This is a genomic window from Roseateles sp., from assembly GCF_039595295.1.
In the GTDB taxonomy this organism is placed as follows: domain Bacteria; phylum Pseudomonadota; class Gammaproteobacteria; order Burkholderiales; family Burkholderiaceae_C; genus Roseateles.
Map to the genome: position 1 here is coordinate 125,944 of NZ_JBCNLU010000004.1, position 22,562 is coordinate 148,505.

The following is a 22,562-nucleotide window of genomic DNA, read 5'->3' on the forward strand; positions in this document are numbered from 1 at the left end:
TCTCGATGTTTAGACTCTTCAAGTGGATCCTTGCGGCGGCGACCGTCTCCACCATGCTCACGGCGTGCGGCGGTGACGACGATCCCGCGCCCCTGCCGACCCTGGCGCAAGCCGCGCAAAGCGGCGGCTTCTCCGCTTTGACCGCTGCGGCCACGAAGGCCGGCTTGGCTGCCACGCTGTCGGACACCTCGGCTTCGCTGACCGTCTTTGCGCCGACCAATGACGCCTTCTCCAAACTGGCGTCGCAGCTGGGCTTTGCCAGCGCCGATGCGATGGTCACCGCCTTGCCCTCGTCAACACTGGCCAGCATCCTGCAGTACCACGTGCTGGCCAGTCGCAAGACGGCCGCCGAGTTGAACGCCGCCGGGGCGACGCAGCCCACCCTCTACAAGTTCAACGGTGCGGCCACCACGCTGAACCTGAACTTCTCCGCAGGCGTGTCCATACAGGACGCCGCGCTGACCACGGCGCGAGTGACCACGGCGGACGTGCAAGCGAGCAATGGCGTCATCCATGTCGTCGACAAGGTGCTGGTCCCGCCGGGCTTGCTGAACATCGTGCAGATGGCGCAGGTCAACCCGCTCTTCGATTCGCTGGTCGCTGCCGTGGTGAAGGCCAACCTGCAGACGACGCTCAGCGGCGCGGGCCCCTTCACGGTGTTCGCCCCGACTCACGACGCCTTCGCTGCGATCGCCGCCACCGTCAATGGCTTGTCCACGCAGCAGCTTGCCGACGTGTTGACCTATCACGTGCTGCCAAGCCAAGTGCTGTCGGCCAATATTCCATTCGGCAGTCCGGTCACGACCGTGCTTGGACAGACCGTGGTGATCAATGCGGGCACCCCGCCGACGATCACCGATTCCACCAGCACGAAGGCCAAGATCATCGCCGTCGACGTGCGGGCGAGCAACGGCGTGATCCATGTGATCGACAAGGTGTTGATCCCCAATCCGCTGTGATTGATCGGCGCCGAGGCGCGGTCTTCTCCCTCGCTGTCGCAGCGTCCTCAGGCGTAAGGCCGCTCGCGTGGGCCGCGTCATCGCGGACCCCGCGCGCCCGGCAGGCGCCGGCGATCCCGGCGGATGGCTCGGCGAACACGGCGATGGGCGCGGCGCGACCGTGTACTACCGCTGGCACGGCGCGCCGCGCATGTACTGGTCAGCCTATGGCGAGGAGTGGTTGCACGAGCGGGCTCGAGACATCGCGCGCTGGCCCAAAGGTACGCAGGTCTGGTGCATCTTCGACAACACGGCCTCCGGTGCCGCCACAGCCGACGCCCTGAGGCTGAAGGTCCTGCTCGGGGGCGTGTGATCACGGTCCAGCGCAGCACCGCGACCTGCTCGCTCTGCTTGAGCGGGCAAGGGCCGCATGGCACCGGGACCGCCTCCACGCCTCAGGCTCAGCCGCTTCCGGCATCGGCCCCGCAGCCATGACCGATATGACGCCCGCGGTGCTGACCGAAGTGCCGCAGTGTTTTGCGCTTCTGATTGACCTTCCAGGGGTCAGTTTTCTCCGATGCTCGGCCCGTCAACGCTTGATCGGGAGGACGAGCGAAGCCCGCCGAGGCTAGAAGATGGCTGGCGTGCCCACCCACAGCATGCGCAGAAGATCCTTGCCGGGGTTCTTCATGCTGTAGGGATGTCGCTGGTCGAAATGCGCGCTGTCCCCTTCGCTCAGGGTGAATCGCTCGTCGCCGACCGTCATCTCCAGCGCGCCGCTGAGCACGTACCAGAAGCCCTCGCCGTCGCGCGTCGCCGTGGGCGTGACGTTGCCGGCGGGGACCTCGATGAGCAAGGCCTCCAGCTGGCGCTCTTCATGCTTGCCGCTCAGCCGGACATACCGCGCCGACAGGCCGGCGTCGATCATTTCCCGTTTGGAGGCGCGCCGCACGATCTGGCTGGGCTTGGGAACGCTCAGGAAATAGCTGACCTCCACCCCCAGCCCCTTGGACAGCGCCAGCAGCGAGACGATGGAGGGCGCGGCTTGACCGCGCTCCACTTGCGAAATGAAGGGCGTGGACAGCCCCGATTGCTCGGCGAGCTGAGCGAGCGTCATCCCCAGCCGCTTGCGCCGTGCGCGCAAGGTCGGACCGATGCTCAGCGCCGAGCCGGATCCGCCGGACTCGACGGATTCGGAGGGCGCGACTTCCGGCGCTGCTCGCTTGGCGCGGGTGCCGGGCTCGGCCTTGGCCTCGGCTTTGGCCTTGGGCTCCGGCTTGGTCTTGCCCACCGTCAGGAAGAGTGGTCGTTGATGATGCGCCACTGGCCCTTGTCGCGGTGGAACACCAGCGTGAACAGGCCCGTGTACTCCGGCGTGTCCGGCTTGTCCATCTTGAGGTGGTAGCGCCCGATGAAGAGCGCGTGGTCGGTCCCCAGCGCGCGGGTCTCCAGCACGTCGAAGCGCAGCGCACCGAGCGAGCCGGGACCGCCCGGGCCGAAGCGGGACGCATACATGGCCCGGATCGCGCCATAGCCGGTGACATGCGTGGCGCCGCTGATGTAGGTCGTGGCCGGCGAGTCCTCGTACACCTTCATGAAGTCGTCGAACTTGCCCGCGGACCAGGCCGCGGCGCTGGCTTCCATCACCTGGCGCAGCTCATTCTCGAGCGAGGGGGCGGCGGCAAGACTTGCCCCGGGCGCCAGCACCGACGAGGCGCCGGCAACGTAGCCCGCGGCAAGCAGGCGACTGAACGAACGACGGCCGGAAAGCAGTGACATGGACGCTCCTTGAAGGGGTGGACCGAGTGTAGGGGCATCCGTGATTTCCACCGCTGTTGCGAAATCAACAAATTTTCTGTCTATCAAAAAAATTTGACGGCATTGAGAGGGCGCGCTGCTATGTTCGCCAGGCCTCCTCCCCGAAGGCCGATCACTGTCAGGAGAATTCATGTCCAAGCGCCCCCTTGCCCATCCGGTGTTCGCGCGTTGCGCCATCGCCGCCTGCATTCCACTGCTCAGCGCCTCGCTCGCCGGTTCCGCGCTGGCCCAGGCCGCGCCGGCCCCGGCCCCGGCGGCCGAGAGCGGCACGACGCAACTGGAGACCGTCGAGGTCACCGCGCAGAAGCGCCGTGAGACGGCCCAGACCGTGCCCATCAGCATGACCGCCATCAACGAGGCCAAGCTGGAGAAGCTGGGCATCGAGAGCGTCTCCGATCTCGCTCGCCAGGTGCCCAGCCTGAACGTGGTCTCGGCCGGTCCGGGGCAGAACGTGCTGATCCTGCGCGGCGTCGCGTCCACGGCGGGAACGGCGGGCACGGTGGGCTATTACCTGGACGACACGCCGATCTCCGCGTCCAGCAACGCGTCGCTGCTGTCCAGCCGCGGCCTGATCGATCCGTCCGTGTTCGACATCTCCCGCATCGAGGTGTTGCGCGGTCCGCAGGGGTCCTTGTACGGATCCAGCTCCATGGGCGGCACGGTGAAGTACGTGACCAACCAGCCCGACCTGAAGGACTTCGACGCGCGCGCCTCGGCGACCTTGTCGGGCACGCAGGGCGGCGGCTTGAACACGGCGGTCAAGGGCCTGATCAACGTGCCGCTGCTGGCCAACGTGGCGGCCATGCGGCTGTCGGTGTTCACGCGCAACCAGGATGGCTACATCGATCGCTATCCCATCGCCAAGAACGACATCAACGGCATTGCGCCGGGGAGCACGCCGCAGAAGGACGTGAACACGGAGCACACCCGCGGCGCGCGGCTGCAGCTGCGCGTGGAGCTTCCGGACCGCTGGTCCATCACCCCATCGATCTTCTATCAACGCACGGCGCTGGGCGCCCCGTTCCAGATCGACGTGCCGCCGGGCTCGCTCGACAACCTGATCCAGACGCGCCTGGTCGCCGAGCCCAGCGTGCAGCAGTCGACGCTGAGCAATCTGGCCATCCACAAGGGCTTCGACGACTTCGAGCTGGTGTCGTCCTCGTCTTTCTATCACCGCACGGTGGAGATGACGGAGGACGCCTCCAAGGTCCTGGACTTCTTCTTCGATCCCGCGCTGCAGACCTACGTCTACCCGGGCGCGATGAAGGGCTCCTATCGGAACAAGGAGTTCACGCAGGAGTTCCGCTTCGCCTCCAACTTCAAGGGGCCCTTGCAGCTGATCGCGGGCGCCTTCTATCACGACGTGCGCGCGCCGCTGAACTCCAGCATCGCCATCCCGGACGGCTACGAGAAGACCTTCGGCCCGATCGGCTTCTCGGAGTTCTACAGCGGCGCCCGCCAGGCGACGATGAAGGAGAAGGCGCTGTTCGCCGAGGCCTCGTACCAGGTCTTGCCCAGCCTCACCGCGCGACTGGGTCTGCGCGCCTTCCAGGTCGATCAGACCTTCGCGCAACAAGGGGACGGCCTGCTCAACGGCGGCCCGTCGTCGGTGGTGGGCGACTCCCGCGACAAGGGCGTGAACCCCAAGCTCAACCTGTCCTGGCAGCTCAACGATGACCACATGCTCTACGCCACCGCGGCCAAGGGCTACCGGCCCGGCGGCCCCAACAACCCGGCGCCGGCCTCGGTCTGCGGCGCGGAGGTGGCCAAGCTCGGCCTGGATGCGGACTCCCTGAACAAGTACAAGCCCGACACCTTGTGGAACTACGAGGTCGGCAGCAAGAACAGCTGGCTCAACCGATCGCTGCAGGTCAACGCGTCGCTGTATTACATCGACTGGAGCAAGGTGCAGCAGCAGATCGTGCTGAACTGCGGCTTCAACATCACGGCCAACTTCGGCAAAGCCGTCAGCAAGGGCGCGGAGCTGGAGCTGAGCTATCGCCCGACAAGCGCGCTCACCCTGTCCGCCGGAGCCGGCTACACCCACGCCACGCTGAGCAACGACGTGCCCGGCACGCCCGCCAAGCAGGGCGACACCCTGCTGAACGTGCCGCGCTGGACGGGCTCGACCTCCGCCGAATACACGATGCGGCTGTGGAACGACCTGCCGGCCTTCGCCCGTGTGGACTACACCTTCACCGGACAGGCCAACTCGCTGTACGACCGCACGAGTCCCTTCGCCAAGCGCGCCGCGTACGCCCTGACCAACCTGAAGTTCGGCGTGGACGCGGGTGAGCATTGGAGGACCACGTTCTTCGTGGACAACGTCTTCAACAAGATCGGCCAGACCGATCTGCCGACCGCCATCTCGGCGGATCTGCCCACGACGCGTCGCTATGCGATCACCCGGCCGCGCACGATCGGCCTGACGGTCAGCTACGGCTATTGATGCGCCTGGGCGCGTCTGAGCCACCCCGCTCGTGAGAGCGGAGTGGCTCGAGGCTGATTCGCCCGGGTCGCGCTGGCCTCAGGCCTTGGCGAGCCGCTCTTTCGCCAGCGCCGTCCCTTCCGCCAGCGCCTTCAGCTTGCGCCACGCCACGTCCCGCGCCATCGGCGCCAGGCCGCAGTTCGTGCACGGGAACAGCCGATCCTGAGGGACGAATTCCAAGGCCCGGCCGATGGCGTCGGCGACCTCCTCGGGGGTCTCGACGACATCGCTGGCCACGTCGATCACGCCGACCATCACGTCCTTGCCCGCCAGCAGCGTCATCAGGTCGGGCGGCACATGGGAGTGGATGCATTCCAGGCTCACCTGGTCGATGCGGCTGCGGGCGAGGGCGGGGAACACCGTCTCGTACTGGCGCCATTCGTCGCCCAGCGTGCTCTTCCAGTCCGTGTTGGCCTTGATGCCGTAGCCATAGCAGATGTGGACCGCGGTCGTGCAGGTCAGGCCCTGCGCCGCGCGCTCCAGCGCCTGCACGCCCCAATCGGCGGCGTCCTTCATGTAGACGTTGAAGGCCGGTTCGTCGAACTGGATGATGTCGACGCCGTCGGCCTGCAGTGCCAGCGCCTCCTGGTTGAGCAACTCCGCGAACGCGAAGGCCAGCTTCACCCTGTCGCCGTAGAAGCGGTCCGCCACGGTGTCGACGATGGTCATCGGACCGGGCAGGGTGAACTTCAGCTTCTTCGTCGTGTGGGCGCGCGCCAGCTGCGCCTCGAAGGCATGCACGCGGCCTTTCAGGCGCAGCGCCGACACCACCTGCGGCACCATCGCGTCGTAGCGGTTGTCGCGGATGCCCATCTTCACCTTGTTCTCGAAGTCGATGCCCTCGACCTGCTCCAGGAAGCCGTGCACGAAATGCTGGCGTGATTGCTCGCCGTCGCCCACGATGTCCAGGCCCGCGTCCTCCTGCGCCTTGATCCACAGCAGGGTCGCATCGGCCTTGGCCTGGCGAAGCGCGTCGCCCTCCGCCGCCCATTGCGGCCAGAGCTTGTTGGTTTCGGCCAGCCACGCGGGTTTGGGCAAGCTGCCGGCGATCGAGGTTTCAAACATCGGAGAGATTCCTTTCAGGAAGAGATCGGTGTGAATCAGCACGCGGCGCTGGCGGCCCAGCGTTCGAGGACCTGCCGGTAGGGCTTGATGAACTGCTCTTCCGCAAACTTCCCCTGCTTGACCGCGAGCTGGCTGCGCTCCTCCCGGTCGTAGACGATTTGCGTCAGCGAGTAGTCCTGGTTCTTCAGGCTCGGCTGATACAGCTGGCCCGCCGCGGAATTGGCGTTGTAGATCTCGGGGCGATAAATTTTCTGGAAGGTTTCCATGGTGCTGATCGTGCCGATCAGCTCCAGATTCGTGTAATCGCCCAGCAGGTCGCCGAAGAAATAGAAGGCCAGCGGCGCGACGCCGTTCGGCGGCATGAAGAAGCGGACCTGCATCCCCATCTTCGCGAAGTACTGGTCGGTGGAGGACAGCTCGTTCTGGAGATATTCGACGCCCAGCGCGGGATGGTGATTGCCGGTCTGCCGATAGATCTTGCTGGTGGAGGCGCTGATGCAGATGACCGGCGGCTTGCTGAAGCGCTCCTGATAAGCGCGCGAGCTGGCGAACTGCTTGAACAGCTTGCCGTGCAGGTCGCCGAAATCCTCGGGCGTCTGGAACTGCTCGCGATTCAGGTTGTAGTTGGGCAGCAGGACGCTGAAATCGTAATCGCGCACGTATGAGGAAAAGTTGTTCCCGACGATGCCCTCGATGCGCTTGCCGGTCCTCTTGTCGAGAATGCCGGTCTGCAGGATCTCGATCAGCGGGAATGCCTGCTTGCCGTCTTCATGGCCGCAGTCGCGGCCGCTTTCGTGGCCGTCCTCATGGCTTTCCCTTGCGTCGATGTTCATCTCGACCGAAATGATCTCGAGGTCGACCGAATAACGATCCCCCGTCGGGTTGTCCCAATGCGCCAAGCTGTTGAAGCGGTTGTCGATCATGCGCAAGGTGTTGCGCAGATTCTGTTGGCGATTCGCTCCTCGGGCCAGGTTGGCGAAATTGGTGGTGATGCGCGTGCTGTCCGAGGGAAGGTAGTCCTCGTCGAAACGGATGCTCTTGAGGCTGAAGCTGAATGCGTCGTTCATGGCGATGGAGGGCGTGAAGTCGGGGAATGTCGGAGGCGCTCGCAGGAACTCGGACGAACCTGGAGGAGCGGGTCGAGGGCGCTTTCAGGCCGCGGCCATGGCCTCGGGCCGAGGCGCGCCGGCGCGACGCGTCAGATCGATCAGTGGCAGGGCCCGTTCAACCGCCAGCGCGGCCCGCTGGAGCAGGGCCGGGTCACGCGGGCGGTGGTCGACGAAATCCTTGTCGGTCGCGTAGACGCCCAGGGGCAGGGTGCGCGCTTGGAAGAAGCTGAACAGCGGCCGCAACTGGTGGTCGATGACCAGGGCATGGCGTTTGCTGCCGCCTGTAGCGGCCAGCAGGATGGGCGTGTCGACCAGGGCGTCCTGATCGATGAAGTCGAAGAAGTGCTTGAACAGGCCGGTGTACGAGCCGCGGTAGACGGGCGTCGTGACGATCAGGATGTCCGCCTGCTCCACCGCGGCGAGCTCGCGTTCCACCTCCACGGGCAATTGGGATCGCCAGACGGCGCCGGCGAATCGCGGCGCCAGCGTGCCCAGCTCGATCAGACGTGGTTCGACGGGAAGGGCATCCGCGATCAGGCTGAGCAGGTGCTCGGCCAGGGCCGCGGACTTGGAGGGGCGTTGCATGCCGCCGGACACGGCGACGAGGCGGAGAGGATGGGTCATGAGGGAGCGGATGCTATCCAGCGAAGGTCATGACGTAAAATGGTCATATCTCACCAATCGATGAAAACGGCTCATGCTTGAACGCATCCACCTCAGCATCGTCCAGCAGGTCGAGAAACAGGGGTCGCTGACGGCGGCCGCCGGCGTACTGCACCTGACCCAGTCGGCGTTGAGCCACAGCATGCGGAAGCTGGAGCAGCAACTGGGCACCGACATCTGGCTGCGTGAGGGTCGCAGCCTGCGGCTCACGCAGGCCGGCCAGTACCTGCTGGCGGTGGCGAACCGGGTGCTGCCGCAGCTGGATCTGGCCGAGGAACGCCTGGGCCAGTTCGCGCAGGGCGAGCGCGGCGCGCTGCGCATCGGCATGGAATGCCACCCCTGCTACCAGTGGCTGCTCAAGATCGTCAGCCCGTATCTGGCCGCCTGGCCGGATGTGGAGGTGGACGTGAAGCAGAAGTTCCAGTTCGGCGGGATCGGCGCGCTCTTCGGCTACGAGATCGACCTGCTGGTCACGCCCGATCCGCTGTTCAAGCCGGGCCTGAGCTTCGTCCCCGTCTTCGATTACGAGCAGGTGCTGGTCGTGGCCAAGGGGCATCCGCTGGCGTCCGCCGCCTACGTGAAGCCGCAGCAGCTGATTCCCGAGGTGCTGATCAGCTATCCGGTCGACATCGAGCGCCTGGACATCTACAACCAGTTCCTGCTGCCGGCCGGCGTCACGCCCAAGCGGCACAAGGCGATCGAGACCACCGACATCATGGTGCAGATGGTGGCCAGCGGCCGCGGCGTGGCGGCGCTGCCGCGCTGGCTGGTTGACGAGTACGCCGCCCGCATGGACGTGGTCCCCGTGCGACTCGGACCGCGCGGCATCGCCAAGCAGATCTTCCTGGGCGCCCGCGAGGCGGAGACCGCCATTGATTACTTGCGCGCCTTCATCGAGCTGGCGCGCAAGCCGGTCGCCGACGCCGTGCGGTGATCGCGTTCGATCGCACGGATCGTCCGCGGCGTCCCCGGTTCGGCCTCCAGCATCGCGCGGGTGCGCTGCCGCGCCTCGTTCACCAGCGGCGCGATCAGCGCCGCCTCCGGCAGGTTGGTCCAATAGCGGCGAGGCATCTCGCGTTCCATCATCGCCACCTTCAGCCGCGCGGGATTGAAGATGCTGCGGTAGTACGTGAGCCACAGGCCGGCATCGGCGTCGGGGGGGGGCGCGTCCTCGCGGCGCGCGGGCGGCCCCGGGCACAGTCGCTGCCCGTCCCAGGCCAGCGAGCCGCGAGGCGTCAGGATGGCCCAGCGCAGAGTCGAGAAGCGACGGGCGAAGAAGGGCCCGTTGGCATCGACGATGAAATGCTCCGGCTCGAACCAGGCGACGTGCCGCGTGCCCGCAGCGTCCTCGACGGGAGTGAAGCGAACGAAGGCCCGCATCTTGTGGAGCTCATGACGCACTTCGCGGATCAGCTGTTCGGCCAGGCGACGGTCCGGATCGAGGGGGTCCCGCCAGATCGCCGGTCGGGCCCGCAGCCGCCACAAGAGCCGATAGAGGAGGGCGAAGCGCTGCGGCTCCCGATGCAGCACGACGCCGCGACACAGATCCAGGAACGACGCCGGCACGGTGACGCGCGGGCCGCCGCCGATGCCGCTCTCGCTGCCGATGCTCGATGCGGCCTCAGCGCCGCCGACAACGTCGGCGCCGCGCTCCGCCGGATCCGCGCAGCGCTCATCGCCGTGGCCTGACGGACCGGCCGGCAACGACCACAAGCTGCCATCGTCGGCGACGCCGGTGACCCATTCGACGGCGTCGGGCGGGACGCCTTCGGACATCAGCCGACGCGCGGCCTCGCGAAAGCCGTCCAGGTCGGTCGGCCCGCCGAGTCGGATGGTCTTCATCGTGCGGCGCCATTCATGAGAACAGCCCCAGCTGCTCTGGGGCGGCAGGGACGACAGGGATGGCCGGCAGCGTGGTCGGCACGCTGGCGGCGGCGTCGTGCCGGGCATGGCGCGCGGTCGGGACTGACGCCACGGCGGCGCCGGCCGAAGGCCGATGGCCGTCCACGATCACGAAGGGCAGCACGCGGCGCAGTGGCAGTTTCATCGCGCCGAGGTCCTCCGCCCTCAGGCGCCGCACGCGGCGTGACTGCAGCAGCCGGTCCACCGAGCCGACACCCAGGCCCGGGACTCGCAGCAGCAGCTCGCGTGGGGCCCGGTTGAGGTCGACCGGGAATCGCTCCGGATGCGCCAACGCCCAGGCGTGCTTGGGGTCGACGTCCAAGCGCAGCAGCCCGCTCTGGCCGGTGACGATCTCCTGCGCATCGAAGCCGTAGAAGCGCATCAGCCAGTCGGCTTGGTAGAGACGATGCTCGCGCACCAGCGGCGGCGGCTTGAGCGGGAGCGCGCGCGAGGCATCGGGGATCGGGCTGAAGGCCGAGTAGTAGACGCGCCGCATCCGGAAGCGGCCGTATAACGTGGCGCTGCTGTCCAGGATGCTGCGGTCGTCGGTGTCGTCCGCGCCGACGATCATTTGCGTGCTCTGCCCGGCCGGCGCGAAGCGCGGGGCGCGGGCAGGGCGCGCGGCCGCGCCCGGCAGCACCCGGATGGTCTTCTCTTCGCGGCGCGCCTGGCGCGCGTCGGCGATGTGCGTATGCAGCCGACCCATCGAGCGATGGATGGAGACAGCGTCCTTTTCCGGCGCGAGTTGCTTCAGGCCCTGCTCGGTGGGCATCTCGACGTTGATGCTCAGCCGGTCCGCGTATCGTCCGGCGCGCTGGAGCAACTCGTCGCTGGCATCGGGAATGGTCTTGAGGTGGATGTAGCCCCGGAAGTCGTGGTCTTCGCGCAGTTGACGCGCGACCTCCACCACCTGCTCCATCGTGTGATCGGGGCTCTTGACGATGCCGCTGCTCAGGAACAGACCTTCAATGCAGTTGCGGCGATAGAAGTCGAGCGTGAGCGCCACGACCTCCTCGGGCCGAAAGCGCGCGCGGGCCACGTTGCTGGACGAGCGGTTCACGCAGTACAGGCAGTCGTACTGGCAATGGTTGGTCAACAGCACCTTGAGCAGCGAGATGCAGCGGCCGTCCGGGGCGTAGCTGTGGCAGATGCCCATGCCCTCGGTGGAGCCGATGCCGCGCCCGCCGCGCGAATCACGCTTGTCCGTGCCGCTGGACGCGCAGGACGCGTCGTATTTCGCGGCGTCCGCCAGGATGGCGAGCTTGCGTTCGAGATCCATGAGATCGGGAGGAGGTGGTGGCTGTATAAATATACAGCATTCACCTCATCCCGCGCATTCCCCTGCTCCGAGCCCCGCCGCGAGTGCGGCTCAGCGCAGCCGCTCCACATAGCTGCGATTCACCGGCGTCTCCCGGTGCACGGTCGAGCGGCCTTTCTCGAAGGAATCGAAGATCAGCGACTGCTGCTCGTCCGTCTTGCGCAGCGCGCGCGAGATGCCGTTCTTCGCGGTCTCGATCAGCGTCGTGATCGTCTTCTCGTCGTTGATCCGCGTCGAGTCGTAGTTGCCGCTGCTGGGGTCCAGCATCGTGGTGCGGGTGCGCAGGAAGTTGGCGGTGAGCTTCTCGTGCTGGGTCTCGGTGACCGACTGGCCTTCGCCGCCGCTGCCCGGCTTCATGCTCGTGTGCTGGCTGATCGCGTAGGCGGCGTGGCCCTGTTCCTTCACCGCGCCGTACTTGTTGGTCTTCTGGGTGTCGCCGGAGAAGCTGGCATCGAAGTCCGCCAGGCCGCTGCGCAGCTTGCCGACCTCGTCGCTCAGCGACGGCGACATCGCCGGATTGGACTCGTCGTCGACCAGCATGGACACCGCGAGATGGCGCGAGCGCTCCGACTTGTCCGAGCTGCCGCCGTCCTGCCGGCCCTGCTCGGCCGAGGGCGCCTGCAATTGCAGGAAGCCGGCCTTGAAAGTCGCGGCCAGTTGCGGATCCGCATGGCCGCGCTCGGCGGCCGCGTCGATCTGCTGGAGCATCTTGTCGATGGCCGAGTAGCGTTGCGCCGCGCCGCCGCTGCCCAGCTTGGACGTGGCGTCCACGCTGATCGACAGGTCGCCGTTGACGCCCTTCATCTCGATGCTCTTCTTGTCCGCGCCCAGATGCAGCGCAAAGGAGCCGAGCGAGCCCGGTGCCGCATTCGGCAAGAGTCCCTTGGGATCCTCGACCTTGAGATCCAGTCCCGAGATCACGCTGCTGTCGACATTCATCAGCTTGGACAGATCCAGCGCGGGCGCGCCTTGGCCCAGGCCGTCGAGCGCCCGATCCAGGCCGTCGGCCAGATCGGCGAGGGCGTCCTTCTCGGCGCTGCTGAGCGGGCCGGAGCTGTTGACCTCGACCTCCAGTCCCCGCGTGCCCAGGCCGCCGTCGTTGGAGGCGATCTTGAGCTCCACTGTCTGGCCGGAGCGGGTCTGGATCTTCAGGCTGACCGTGGCCGCGCCGGTCAGGACGCCGCTGGCCTCGTCGGTCGCTGCGGCAGCATCCGTGGCCGCCGCGGCGCCGGCGGCGTCACCCGCTGCCGCCGCAGCGGTGGGGCGCGACTCGGTCAGCGATTGCTTGAAGTTCTCGCCGGTCTCGGAGAGTTGATTCAGCAGTGCGCCGCCCAGGCCGCGCCAGCGATTGGCCAGTCCGCTGCCGTTCAGGTTGAGCGACATCTGGCTGGCGACGTCGTTGCGGACGGCGCCGGGCTTGCTGTAGACGCTGCCGTTGGCCGAGTTGCCGCCCAGCGTGACGCGCGTGTTCGCGCCGCCGTAGTCGAGGGCGGACGCGCTGCTGCGAGAGGCGGCGGCGCGCTGCTGTTGCATCTGCCGGCTGGCGGTGATGCGTTCGAGGTAGTTGGCACTCCCCGATGCGATGACGTTCATGACGCGCCTCCCTGGCGGCGGATTCCGGCGCGGCTCTGACGGCCGTGCGCGCGGCGGGTTGCTTGTCTCCGGCTTATCGGCAACCCGTCAAGAATCTGTAGGGGAGGCGTTGGCGCGCCGTCGCGCGCGGGCGAATGGCGTCAGATGTGCAGCCAGGCGGCGATGCCCAGTCCCAGGCCCAGCACGCCGGCGCCCAGGGTGGCGTATTCCATCCAGCGGCGGCGCGTCAGCAGCGCGATGGCGGCCAGCGCGATGCCGACCTGCAGGGTCGTGGTCGCCTGCGCCCAGCGGTGGTGGAGGTGCAGTTGCTCGTCGCTCTTGCGGTCCCACTCGGTGGACTGGGCCTCGAGCTTCTCGGCCTCGGTCTTGATCTGGGCCTTCTCGGACTCGTAGCGCGCGATCTTGTCGCGGTACTTGGCCTTCTGCTGCTCGTCGCTGGCCAGGTCCAGCGCGAGCTCGGACAGGTTCTGGCGGCTGCTCTTGGCCTGGTAGTAGTTCCAGCGGTTGGCGGCCTCGGTCTTGGTGATCGCGGCGTTGTTCTTGTAGAGCCCCGCGTTGGCTTGCGTGGCGCCGCCCATGTAGGAGAAGAAAGCGCCGAGGGTGGCCAGGATGGCGGTGATCACCGCGAGCTGACCGGCCAGGCCCTTGGGCGATTGCTGGGCGGCGTGCTCGAGCTCGTGGTCGTGCGGGCCGTGGACGTGGAAATGGTTGCCGGACATACGGGCTCCAGGGACGGGGAGAGTCGGAAATGTGGGGCGGTCGGCGACCGCTTCAATAGGCGCGGCGCTCGGGCTCGTCGGCGCTCAGCGGCGCTCGTAGCGGACGAAGTCGTAATTCCAGCCGTGGCCGCGCTCGGCCGGGCTGTGATGGCGCTCGCGCGAGACCTCGGCGAACACGGCCGGATCGACGGCGGGGAAGAAGGCGTCGGCGGGGAATTGCTGGTCGAGCTCGGTGAGCTCCAACGCGTCGGCGCGGGGCAGGGTCTCGGCGTAGATCTGGGCACCGCCCATGACAAAGACGGCTTCGTCCTGACCGCAGGCGGCGAGGGCGGCGTCCAGCGTCGTGAAGACCTCGGCGCCGTCCAGGGTCAGGCCGGGCTGGCGGGACAGCACGAGGTTGCGTCGCTGCACCAGGGGGCGGAACTTGGCCGGGATGGAATCCCAGGTCTTGCGGCCCATGATGACGGTGTGACCGAGGGTGAGAGCCTTGAAGCGGGCCATGTCCTCGGGCAGACGGACGAGCAGTTCGTTGTCGCGGCCGATGCCGCGGGCGCGGTCCAGGGCGGCGATGAGGGTCAGATGCGGCATGACGGCGTACGGCGAGTGCAGGGCCGCGAGTGTAGGGTCAGCCGGCTGCTCCAGACACGGGCGCGTAATGCGAGACGACGGGGAAGGGCTCATAGAAGTGATGCAGATGGGCCTTCCACTCCTGGTACTGGGGCGACTTGCGGAAGCCGATCTCGTGGTCCTCGAGGGTCTGCCAGCGGACCAGGAGGATGTACTCGCCGGGGCGCTCGATGCAGCGCTGGAGCTCGTGGCCGAGATAGCCCGGCATGGTCGAGATGATCTTCTGCGCTTGCAGGAACGCGGCTTCGAACGCGGACTCCTGACCGGCGCGGACGGACAGCGGGGCGACTTCGAGAATCATGGGGAGGGGCCTTCGGGGATCGGGTAAGCGGGCGCCGCAGCGTCTTGGCGCGCCGGGTCGGATCCGCGATTGCACCCGAAACGGACGCAGGTGGTGTGCGAGCAACGGCCTGCGTGTTCCGCCGGCGGCCCAGGACATGGATCTAGGCGTCGAACGATCGCCAGAGGTCCGTCCGCAGGAACCATCGGGGCAGCGTGGCCGTCTCCACTTCCATGCGTTCGCTGTCGACGACCTGAACCAGCAACTTGTGCTTTGCACCGGAGTTGTCGAACACGTAGGCGCGATGCGATGCGTCGGCAGCTTCGGTGAGCAGCGCGATCGAGCGCGTGTAGCGCTCCCGGATCTTGTTGGCCGGGACAGGGTGTCCGCCCAGCTTCACACGGCGTTGGACCCGGTCGATGTTGATGCCGGGATCGTTGGTGGCGACGAAGTAGAGGTACACACGATACCCGCGCGCCCTCGCTTCGCGCATGAAGTCGATCTTGTCGCGTGACGACATGACGGTTTCAAAGGTGAAGGTTTGCCCTTCGTCGAGCAGCTCGTGCCGAATCGCATCCGCGAGCACGGAAGCCAGGTACGAGTTGTAAGGGGGCGGGACGCGTAGTCGCAGCGATGCGTCAATGCTGAGCCGTCCGAGCAGGGCGTGAAGCCCCAACTGGGCGGCGAAGGCTGAGCTGCGGATGTGTGCTTCGAGACTCTGAAGCAACTTGGCCGGCGGCCGGGCGATGCCCAGCGCCGTCAGGTCAAGGACACCCTCGGATTCCTTGAGCGTGCGCTCGATCTCGTCGGCGTTGATGAACACCCCGATCCATTGGGGCTTCAACTCGCGCTTGATGGTGCTCTTGCCGGAACCGTTGGGGCCGGCCAGAACGCGCAGCCGGGGCTGCGAGATCTTCCTGGATTCAGGCAGCTTGCTTGACACGCTTCAGGACAAGACCGACCTTGACGCGCTTGCCTGGCGGCAGATCCTTGATAACCGTCGTGGTGCCATCGGCCATGCGTTTCACGAGCTGGCCCTTGCTGGTCGCGACCACCACGGCACCCGTCTTGGCCAGTGCTTCCTTGTAGGCCTCGTGGCCTGCCTTGGCAGCCAGCTCCGGGAAGCGGCGCTCGGCGGCGCGCATCGCGGATTCGGTGAGGTCTTCGGGGCGGCGGGACATGGCGTCGACTTTCAGTAATGCGTAGGTCGGAGTCTAGCCCTTAGACCGCCACCGGCGCCTTGATCGCCGCGTGATGCTGGTAATCCACCAGCTCGAAGTCCTCGTACTCGTACTCGAAGATCGAGGCCGGCTTGCGCTTGATGCGCATCGTCGAATACGGGAAGGGCTCCCGCGCCAGCTGCGTCCGCACCTGCTCGAAGTGATTCGAGTAGATATGGCAATCGCCACCCGTCCAGATGAAGTCGCCCAGTTCCAGATCGCATTGCTGCGCCAGCATCTGCGTCAGCAGCGCGTAGCTCGCGATGTTGAAGGGCACGCCCAGGAAGATGTCCGCGCTGCGCTGGTACAGCTGGCAGGACAGCTTGCCGTCCGCCACGTAGAACTGGAAGAACGCGTGGCACGGCATCAGCGCCATCTGGTCCAGCTCCGCCACGTTCCAGGCCGACACAATGATCCGGCGCGAATCCGGATTCGTCTTCAGCTGCTTCACCACCTCGGCGATCTGGTCCACATGGCCGCCACCGGCCTTGGGCCAGCTGCGCCATTGCACGCCGTACACCGGACCCAGGTCACCGTCCTCGCGCGCCCACTCGTCCCAGATCGTGCAGCCGCGCTCCTGCAGCCACTTGACGTTGGAGTCCCCGCGCAGGAACCACAGCAGCTCCAGGATGATGGACTTCAGATGCACCTTCTTGGTCGTGACCAGCGGGAAGCCCTCGCTCAGGTCGAAACGCATCTGATGCCCGAAGACGCTGCGGGTCCCCGTCCCGGTCCGGTCTCCCTTCGCCACCCCGTGCTCGAAGACGTGGCGCATGAAGTCCTCGTACTGGCTTCGCACGGGGCGAGCGGTCGAGGCATCGGCAGGGACGGGGGCGGCAGGGACGTGCGGGGCGGTCATGGGGCGCGATTCTAGGCGGTCGATGACGACCCCCATTACGTCTGTAATGCGATCCGCCCCGCGCCGTAACAGGTCGTCAATCACAGGATCTGAACATCCACCCCACGCCGCCACCACACCACCACCACGGCGATCGAGGGGTTCCCATGCATTCCATCCAGTCTTTCTACAAGTCGCTCGGCATCGGCACCCGGCTGACCAGCGTCTTCCTGCTGCTGATCGCGCTGTCCGCCGTGACCACCGGCGTGGCCGTGACGCGGCTCGCCGCCGTCAGCGCCTCGCTGCGCCAGATCGAGCAGCAGCGCCTGCCGCTGGTCCGCCAACTGGTGGACATGACCGATCAGGTCAACGCCGTCGCCCGCAGCCTGCGCAACGCCCTCATCTATGAGGACGAGACCCGCATCGCCGCCGCCCTGGCCGACAGCGAGCGCCAGACCCGCGAGATCGCCGCCGGCATCGAGACCCTCAAGCGCCATCCCGCCCTGCGCGATGCCGTGCTGGATCCCTCCCGCCTGCAGCATTCCTTCGCCGCCTACCTGCCGTTGCAGGAACGCTTCATCGCGCTGGTCAAGGACCACCAGCGCGAAGCGGCGGGCGCCTTGCTGGTGGGCGACCTGCGCGCCGCGCAGCTGCGCACCATGGCGGATCTGGACGCCCTCAAGGACCGCCAGACCGCGCTGGTCGGCGCCGCCGCCGAGGCCGGCGAGACCAGCTACGCCCAAGCGCGCCAACTGCTGATCGGCATCTTTGGCGCGATGACCGTCGGCGCGCTGATCCTGGCGCGGCTGATCACCCGATCCATCGTCCAGCCGCTGCATCAGGCCGTGGCGATCGCGGAGACCGTCGCTCGCGGCGATCTCTCCACGCCCATCGCCGTCGACGCCGACGGCGCCGAGACCGGCCGCCTGCTGGGCGCGCTCAAGGCGATGAACGAGGGCCTGAGCGCCGTCGTCTCCACGGTGCGCGAGAGTTCCCAGGCCATCGCCACCCAGTCGACGCAGATCGCCGCCGGCAATGCCGATCTGAGCCATCGCACCGAGCGCCAAGCGGTCAGCCTGGAGCAGACCGCCGCGACCATGGAACAGCTCACCGCCACCGTGCGCCAGAACGCCGAGGTCGCCGAGCGCGCGACCCGTCTGGCCGATGCCGCGACCGCGGCCGCCGGCCAGGGCGGCGAGCGCATGGATGAGGCGATCGCCGTGATGGACCGCATCTCGGCGCGCTCGCGCCGCATCGCGGAGATCGTCGGCGTCATCGACGGCATCGCCTTCCAGACGCATCTGCTCGCGCTGAACGCCGCCGTCGAGGCGGCCCGCGCCGGCGACGAGGGCCGCGGCTTCGCGGTCGTGGCCGGCGAGGTGCGCGGTCTGGCCGCCCGCAGCGCCGACTCCGCCCGGGAGATCCGTCAGCTCATCGACGAAGGCGGCGCGGCGGTGAAGTCCGGCGGTGTCGTGATCGCCGAGGCCGGCACGACCATGCGCCACATCGTGGCGCAGGTCCGGCAGGTCAGCGATCTGATCGCCGAGATCGCCCATGCCAGCGCGGAGCAGTCCGTCGGCATCAGCCAGGTCGGGCAGGCCGTCGCGCAGCTGGACGACGTGACGCAGCAGAACGCCTCGCTGGTGGAGCAGGGCGCCAGCGCGGTCGACGACTTGCGCGGACGCGCCGATGCGCTGCACCGCGCCGTGTCGGTCTTCCGCACCGCCCACGTTTGAACCGACCGCCGGGAGCTCGTCATGAATCACGCTGTCGGCCGCGCGTATCGCTGGAGCGTCTTCGGTCTGCTGACCGCGCTGGTGGCGCTCAGCATCGGCATGTCCGTCGCGATGGACTGGATCACCGCGTCCATCCGTCGCGACGCCGCCCCCTTGCTGCGCGACAAGGTGCCGTTGCTGCACCACCTGGGCGACTTCGAGTCGGCCCTGCTCCAGCATCAGCTGGCGATGAACAAGTACTTCGCCGCGTCCATCACCCACGACCGCTTCCTGATGTTGGAGCGGGAGACCCGTCGCGAGATGGACGCCGCGCTCAGCCTGCTCCAGGAGCAGCCCGCGCATGCCGAGGCCATCGCCCGCATGCGCGTCGGACTGGACGCGATCCTCGCGCTGACGCCGCGATTCAACGCAGTGGCGGACAGCCCGCGCGCCGAGCGCGCGGAGGCGGTGCTCTTCGACCTCAATCGGTTGACGAATCAAGTCCGCGTCGACATCGACACCTTGCAGGCCGTCATCGAGGACGCCGTCTATCAGGCCAGCGAGCGCACCACGCATCGCCTGGATCAGATCGGCACGTTGATCCACGTCTTCAACCTGATCACGGCGCTGACGGCGTTGTTCATGATTCACCACGTCTGGGCGCGATTGCGGTCGGAGGATGTGCTGGCCCATCAGGCGGAGCACGACCCCCTGACCGGTCTGCCGCATCGCCGCAGTCTGGAGCGGCGGCTGGTCGCGCGGCAGGACGCGGCGCTGATGCTGGTGGTGGGCAAGCTGGACCGCTTCGAGCGCGTGGTGGCCAGCCTGGGGCATCGGCATGCGGATCAGCTGATGCTGAATGTGGGCCGGCGGCTGGATGTCGCGGCCGCGTCGGGCGGCGGCGCCTTGCATCGACTGGATGGGGCGGCCTTCGCGGTGCTGTACGAGGGCGAGGGGCCGCATGCGGGTGCCGTGGCGCGGCTGCGTGAGGAGCTGGCACGGCCGTTCCGGCTCGGGCGACACGAGGTCTTCCTGACGATGAGCCTGGGCGCGGTCGACAGCCGCGAGGACGGCGGCCATCCCGAGACCCTGCTGCGCAAGGCCGATGCCGCGCTGCAATCGGCGGAGCGGGCGGGCGGGGATCAGCTGGTGCCGTACTCGGCGCATCTGCAGACGCAGACGCTGGAGCGCCTGGATCTGGAGGCCGATCTGCAGCGTGCGATCGAGCGCGGGGAGCTGACGCTGCATTACCAGCCGCAGCAGGATCTGGCGAGCGGCGAGCTGCGAGGGTTCGAGGCGCTGCTGCGGTGGCAGCATGAGGGGCGCTTGGTGTCGCCGGCGGAGTTCATTCCGTTGGCGGAGGAGTCAGGGTTGATCGTGCCCATCGGGGCCTGGGTGTTCGAGCGGGCTTGCCGTCAGGCGCGCGAGTGGAACGAGGGCCGTGAGGGCGAGCCGGTGGTGGTCGCGGTGAACGTGTCGATGCGGCAGTTCCAGCAGCCCGGCTTCGTGGATCAGATCCGGCAGGGGCTGGCGGCGTCGGGGGTGGATCCGAGGCACATGGAAATCGAGCTCACGGAGAGCACGGCCATGCAGGATCCGGACAAGGTGCTGGCGGTGCTGCATGAGCTCCGCGGGCTGGGGCTGGCGCTGGCGATCGACGACTTCGGGACGGGGTACTCGAGCCTGGCGTATCTGAAGCGGTTTCCGCTGAACAAACTCAAGATCGACCAGGCCTTCGTGAAGGGGATGAGCTTGGATCCGAGGATGAACGAGTCGTGCATCGTGCAGGCGGTGGTGAGCCTGGCTCACAACATGCGGTTGACCGTGCTGGCGGAGGGCGTGGAAACGCCGGAGCAGCGGGCTCGCCTGGTGGAAATGGGGTGCGATGAGATTCAGGGGTTCTTTTATGGGAGACCGCTGACGGCGGAGCAGGCACGGGAGTTTCTGGCGCGGCAGCAGATGCCCGTGGGAGTCGCGAGTCCGGCGGCCGCGCCGGCCGGGCAGGTGGCGCCGGCGATGGGGCTGGTGTTTGCGTCGATGGCGGCTTGAGGGATGGGCGGAGGGGGGGCTCGCTGTGTGGCCCGGCCCTCACCCCAACCCCTCTCCCGCGCAGCGGGAGAGGGGCTCCCACCGCGCTCGGCTTGCATTGCCCCTCTCCCATGAAGTGGGAGAGGGGTTGGGGTGAGGGCCGTCGCAGGCAGCGAGACCTTCACCCCACCGACCATTCAACCCCGCCCGCGTCCCCCCGCCATCCTCATCACCCCGACCAGTAGCAAGCCCGCCGCAACGACGCCACCCACTGCCGCGATCGCCGCCCGCATCGACGCCTCTCTCGCCGCCTCCGCCATATTCATCAACGCCCGCGCCCTCAGCCCCCGCCGCGCCACGAGCGCGCCATCCAAGGCCTGATCCTCGCCGCTCTCATGCAGCCGCGACGCCAACAGCGGCGCCCCATCCCGCAACTGCTCGTTCTCTTCCGCCACCAGCGCCCAGGCCCGACGATCCGCCGACACCATGGTCGCCACCGCCTCGAACCCCGACGTCCCCCGCGCGCCCACCAGCATGTCCGCGCGCGTCTGCTCCGCCTGGTACCCCAGCGCGGTCACCCGATGGAAGGCCCCCCGCGGTCCGGCCTCCGCCTCCAGCCGCGGCGCCACGCGCGCCCGCATCAGCTGCTCGCCGGCTTCGTCCATCAGACTGTCCAGCCGGTCGAGCCGATGCACCGCCAGCAAGTCCTCGTCGATGACCCGATCTACATCGCCGCCCCCATCCCCGAAGCTCGCGATGCCGATCCCCAGGACGATCCCCGCCGCCAACAGCCCGCGCCCCGGCGCCCGTAACGAAAAGGTGTCGAAAGCGATCGCAGTCATGGTGTGAGCTCCTGATTGTTGGCGTCGCGTCCCGGCGCGACGGCGGCAAGCTGCGTCCCCGCGCGGCCCAAGGCGGTGCTGATCGCATCCGCCACGCCGCGCAGGCGCGCGACGGTCTCGGGCGTCAGGAGGTCGGTCGATTGCGTGAACACCGCCAGGCAGCCGGACCAGACCGGTCCTCGCCACAGCGGCAGCAACAGGGCCCGTGCGCAAGCCGGGCAACCCGGCCAGGCGAAGGTCGTGCCCAGATCGGAGAGCTGTTCGCCGAGCATCACCGGCTCCCCGCTGCGCAGCGTGCGAATGAGATTCCATCGCCCCGGCAGCAGCAGCGGATCGCCCGGCCACGGCGGCGCCGCCACGGCAGGACCCGCGGCGAGCTGCCGGATCACCAGCTCGGAGCTGCCCTCAGCCGCCACGACGGCGCGCGCGACGCAGACCAGGTCCGCGACGCCCGCCCGCACCAGCGCGGTCGCGACGCCTTCAAGCGCCGCATCGCCGGTGCCCAGGCGCAGGCAATCGCGCCACGCGGCGTCGTCCAGCGCCGGTTGCGGCACGGCCAGTCGCTCGGTCTGGCGTCTCAGCCGCGCCGAGACCCACAGCAGGCTGAGCGCCAACACCCAGCCTGCCGCGAGCGCGCCGTCGACCAGCATCCGATCCGCCTCCTCGTGATCCTCGGCCCACAGGCGATGCTGTTGCTCGGCCTCCGCGGGCGCGGCGGCCAAAGTGGACAGCGCCCGCTCCAGCTCGGCCGAGGCCGGCGCCAGCTGGGTCGCGGCCACGCGACGGGCGCCGTCCAGGTCGTCGATGCGCAGGCTGTTGGAGAGCCGCTCCAGCACCATCGACAACGAGTGCAGCTGCGCCGCGGTGGAGGCGCTGGCGGCGGCCATCGCGGGGGACATCGGCGCCACGGGGATCGAAGGCGAGGAGGGCGACGAGCGAGGCGTGGGGGGCGGCAGGCTCAGTTGCCGGAACGCGGCGCGGGCGCGCTCGGCGCTCGCCTGCAGCGCGTTGGCGGCTTGAGGGCCGGTGAGTTTGCCCTCGACGCGCTCGTCGATGATGCGCAGCGGCGCGGTGAGCAGGCCGTCGCTGATGCTCAGCAGCAAGGTCGCGCGGCGCGAGGCCGGCAGGGGCTCCGCGCGGGGCGGGTCACGGTCGATTCGGAAGGCGACGAGCGTGGTCAGGGTCAGGACGGCCAACAGGCCGATCGCGGCGCGATGGGCCCAGCGCGGACTGGCCGGCGCAAATGGGAAAGCCGCCTCGGACTCGGGCGGCGGATCGCGCGGCGGCGGCGTGGCGGGCAGGGCGGACAGGACGGGCATGGCGTGACGCGCTGAGGAGCGCTCCGGCAGCGGACCAAGGGGCGGGAGACTGCGTCAGCATCCCGTGACGGCGCCGTCGT

General features: G+C 68.0%; 22 protein-coding genes. 6 read left to right on the forward strand and 16 right to left on the reverse strand.

What is annotated here, in order from left to right; genetic code table 11:
- Positions 1-5 precede the first annotated feature (5 nt).
- Both ABDW59_RS04875 and ABDW59_RS04880 read left to right on the forward strand, forming a co-directional pair.
- The gene (locus tag ABDW59_RS04875) at positions 6-959 is read left to right on the forward strand and encodes a fasciclin domain-containing protein (RefSeq protein WP_343628377.1); all 954 of its coding nucleotides are present in this window, start codon (positions 6-8) and stop codon (positions 957-959) included.
- A gap of 67 nt (positions 960-1,026) precedes the next feature.
- Positions 1,027-1,311 (forward strand): DUF72 domain-containing protein, encoded by a 285-nt coding sequence (locus ABDW59_RS04880; protein WP_343628379.1) that lies wholly within the window; start codon positions 1,027-1,029, stop codon positions 1,309-1,311.
- 255 nt (positions 1,312-1,566) lie between these two features.
- Here ABDW59_RS04880 and ABDW59_RS04885 read toward each other — a convergent pair whose 3' ends face one another.
- Positions 1,567-2,229, reverse strand: coding sequence for a cupin domain-containing protein (locus tag ABDW59_RS04885; RefSeq protein ID WP_343628381.1), 663 nt, complete (start codon positions 2,227-2,229; stop codon positions 1,567-1,569).
- A 2-nt stretch (positions 2,230-2,231) separates the two neighbouring features.
- Positions 2,232-2,717, reverse strand: a complete 486-nt coding sequence (locus ABDW59_RS04890) for a nuclear transport factor 2 family protein (protein WP_343628382.1) — start codon at positions 2,715-2,717, stop codon at positions 2,232-2,234.
- A gap of 169 nt (positions 2,718-2,886) precedes the next feature.
- On the opposite strand from ABDW59_RS04890, the gene ABDW59_RS04895 reads away from it, so the two are divergent.
- The gene (locus ABDW59_RS04895) at positions 2,887-5,205 is read left to right on the forward strand and encodes a TonB-dependent receptor (protein WP_343628383.1); all 2,319 of its coding nucleotides are present in this window, start codon (positions 2,887-2,889) and stop codon (positions 5,203-5,205) included.
- Between the two features lie 78 nt (positions 5,206-5,283).
- Here ABDW59_RS04895 and ABDW59_RS04900 read toward each other — a convergent pair whose 3' ends face one another.
- The 3 genes from ABDW59_RS04900 to msuE form a co-directional block, all read right to left on the reverse strand.
- Positions 5,284-6,309 (reverse strand): methionine synthase, encoded by a 1,026-nt coding sequence (locus ABDW59_RS04900; protein WP_343628384.1) that lies wholly within the window; start codon positions 6,307-6,309, stop codon positions 5,284-5,286.
- Between the two features lie 35 nt (positions 6,310-6,344).
- Positions 6,345-7,376, reverse strand: a complete 1,032-nt coding sequence (locus ABDW59_RS04905; protein ID WP_343628385.1) for a DUF1852 domain-containing protein — start codon at positions 7,374-7,376, stop codon at positions 6,345-6,347.
- An 84-nt stretch (positions 7,377-7,460) separates the two neighbouring features.
- The gene (gene msuE, locus ABDW59_RS04910; protein WP_343628386.1) at positions 7,461-8,042 is read right to left on the reverse strand and encodes an FMN reductase; all 582 of its coding nucleotides are present in this window, start codon (positions 8,040-8,042) and stop codon (positions 7,461-7,463) included.
- Positions 8,043-8,115: 73 nt separating this feature from the next.
- Here msuE and ABDW59_RS04915 point away from each other — a divergent pair, with 73 nt between their 5' ends.
- Positions 8,116-9,015 (forward strand): LysR family transcriptional regulator, encoded by a 900-nt coding sequence (locus ABDW59_RS04915; protein WP_343628387.1) that lies wholly within the window; start codon positions 8,116-8,118, stop codon positions 9,013-9,015.
- On the opposite strand, the gene ABDW59_RS04920 is transcribed toward ABDW59_RS04915, so the two are convergent.
- From ABDW59_RS04920 to ABDW59_RS04960, 9 genes are all read right to left on the reverse strand, one after another.
- Complete coding sequence (locus ABDW59_RS04920; RefSeq protein ID WP_343628388.1) at positions 8,958-9,923, reverse strand: TIGR03915 family putative DNA repair protein; 966 nt, start codon at positions 9,921-9,923, stop codon at positions 8,958-8,960. The genes ABDW59_RS04915 and ABDW59_RS04920 overlap by 58 nt on opposite strands.
- Before the next feature lie 13 nt (positions 9,924-9,936).
- On the reverse strand, positions 9,937-11,262 hold the full coding sequence (locus tag ABDW59_RS04925) for a putative DNA modification/repair radical SAM protein (protein WP_343628389.1): 1,326 nt from the start codon (positions 11,260-11,262) through the stop codon (positions 9,937-9,939).
- Between the two features lie 90 nt (positions 11,263-11,352).
- Entirely contained in the window at positions 11,353-12,894 is a 1,542-nt protein-coding gene (locus tag ABDW59_RS04930; RefSeq protein ID WP_343628390.1) for a hypothetical protein, read from the reverse strand.
- Positions 12,895-13,034: 140 nt separating this feature from the next.
- Positions 13,035-13,613, reverse strand: a complete 579-nt coding sequence (locus ABDW59_RS04935; RefSeq protein WP_343628391.1) for a DUF4337 domain-containing protein — start codon at positions 13,611-13,613, stop codon at positions 13,035-13,037.
- A gap of 84 nt (positions 13,614-13,697) precedes the next feature.
- Positions 13,698-14,201: a dihydrofolate reductase gene (locus tag ABDW59_RS04940; RefSeq protein ID WP_343628392.1), complete on the reverse strand. Its 504-nt coding sequence runs from the start codon at positions 14,199-14,201 to the stop codon at positions 13,698-13,700.
- A 37-nt stretch (positions 14,202-14,238) separates the two neighbouring features.
- A complete protein-coding gene (locus ABDW59_RS04945) occupies positions 14,239-14,541 on the reverse strand; it encodes an antibiotic biosynthesis monooxygenase (RefSeq protein WP_343628393.1) in 303 nt (100 codons plus the stop codon).
- 142 nt (positions 14,542-14,683) lie between these two features.
- The gene (locus ABDW59_RS04950) at positions 14,684-15,463 is read right to left on the reverse strand and encodes a zeta toxin family protein (protein WP_343628394.1); all 780 of its coding nucleotides are present in this window, start codon (positions 15,461-15,463) and stop codon (positions 14,684-14,686) included.
- Positions 15,444-15,701 (reverse strand): hypothetical protein, encoded by a 258-nt coding sequence (locus tag ABDW59_RS04955; protein WP_343628395.1) that lies wholly within the window; start codon positions 15,699-15,701, stop codon positions 15,444-15,446. Before ABDW59_RS04955 ends, ABDW59_RS04950 begins: the two co-directional genes overlap by 20 nt.
- Before the next feature lie 40 nt (positions 15,702-15,741).
- Entirely contained in the window at positions 15,742-16,599 is an 858-nt protein-coding gene (locus tag ABDW59_RS04960; RefSeq protein ID WP_343628396.1) for a thymidylate synthase, read from the reverse strand.
- A 146-nt stretch (positions 16,600-16,745) separates the two neighbouring features.
- Between ABDW59_RS04960 and ABDW59_RS04965 the strand changes: the two genes are divergently transcribed.
- Positions 16,746-18,314, forward strand: a complete 1,569-nt coding sequence (locus ABDW59_RS04965; protein WP_343628397.1) for a methyl-accepting chemotaxis protein — start codon at positions 16,746-16,748, stop codon at positions 18,312-18,314.
- 21 nt (positions 18,315-18,335) lie between these two features.
- Positions 18,336-20,342, forward strand: a complete 2,007-nt coding sequence (locus tag ABDW59_RS04970) for a bifunctional diguanylate cyclase/phosphodiesterase (RefSeq protein ID WP_343628398.1) — start codon at positions 18,336-18,338, stop codon at positions 20,340-20,342.
- A 176-nt stretch (positions 20,343-20,518) separates the two neighbouring features.
- On the opposite strand, the gene ABDW59_RS04975 is transcribed toward ABDW59_RS04970, so the two are convergent.
- Positions 20,519-21,163 (reverse strand): hypothetical protein, encoded by a 645-nt coding sequence (locus ABDW59_RS04975; RefSeq protein ID WP_343628399.1) that lies wholly within the window; start codon positions 21,161-21,163, stop codon positions 20,519-20,521.
- Positions 21,160-22,482, reverse strand: a complete 1,323-nt coding sequence (locus ABDW59_RS04980; protein WP_343628400.1) for a hypothetical protein — start codon at positions 22,480-22,482, stop codon at positions 21,160-21,162. The genes ABDW59_RS04975 and ABDW59_RS04980 overlap by 4 nt, the downstream gene beginning before the upstream one ends.
- Positions 22,483-22,562: the final 80 nt, after the last annotated feature.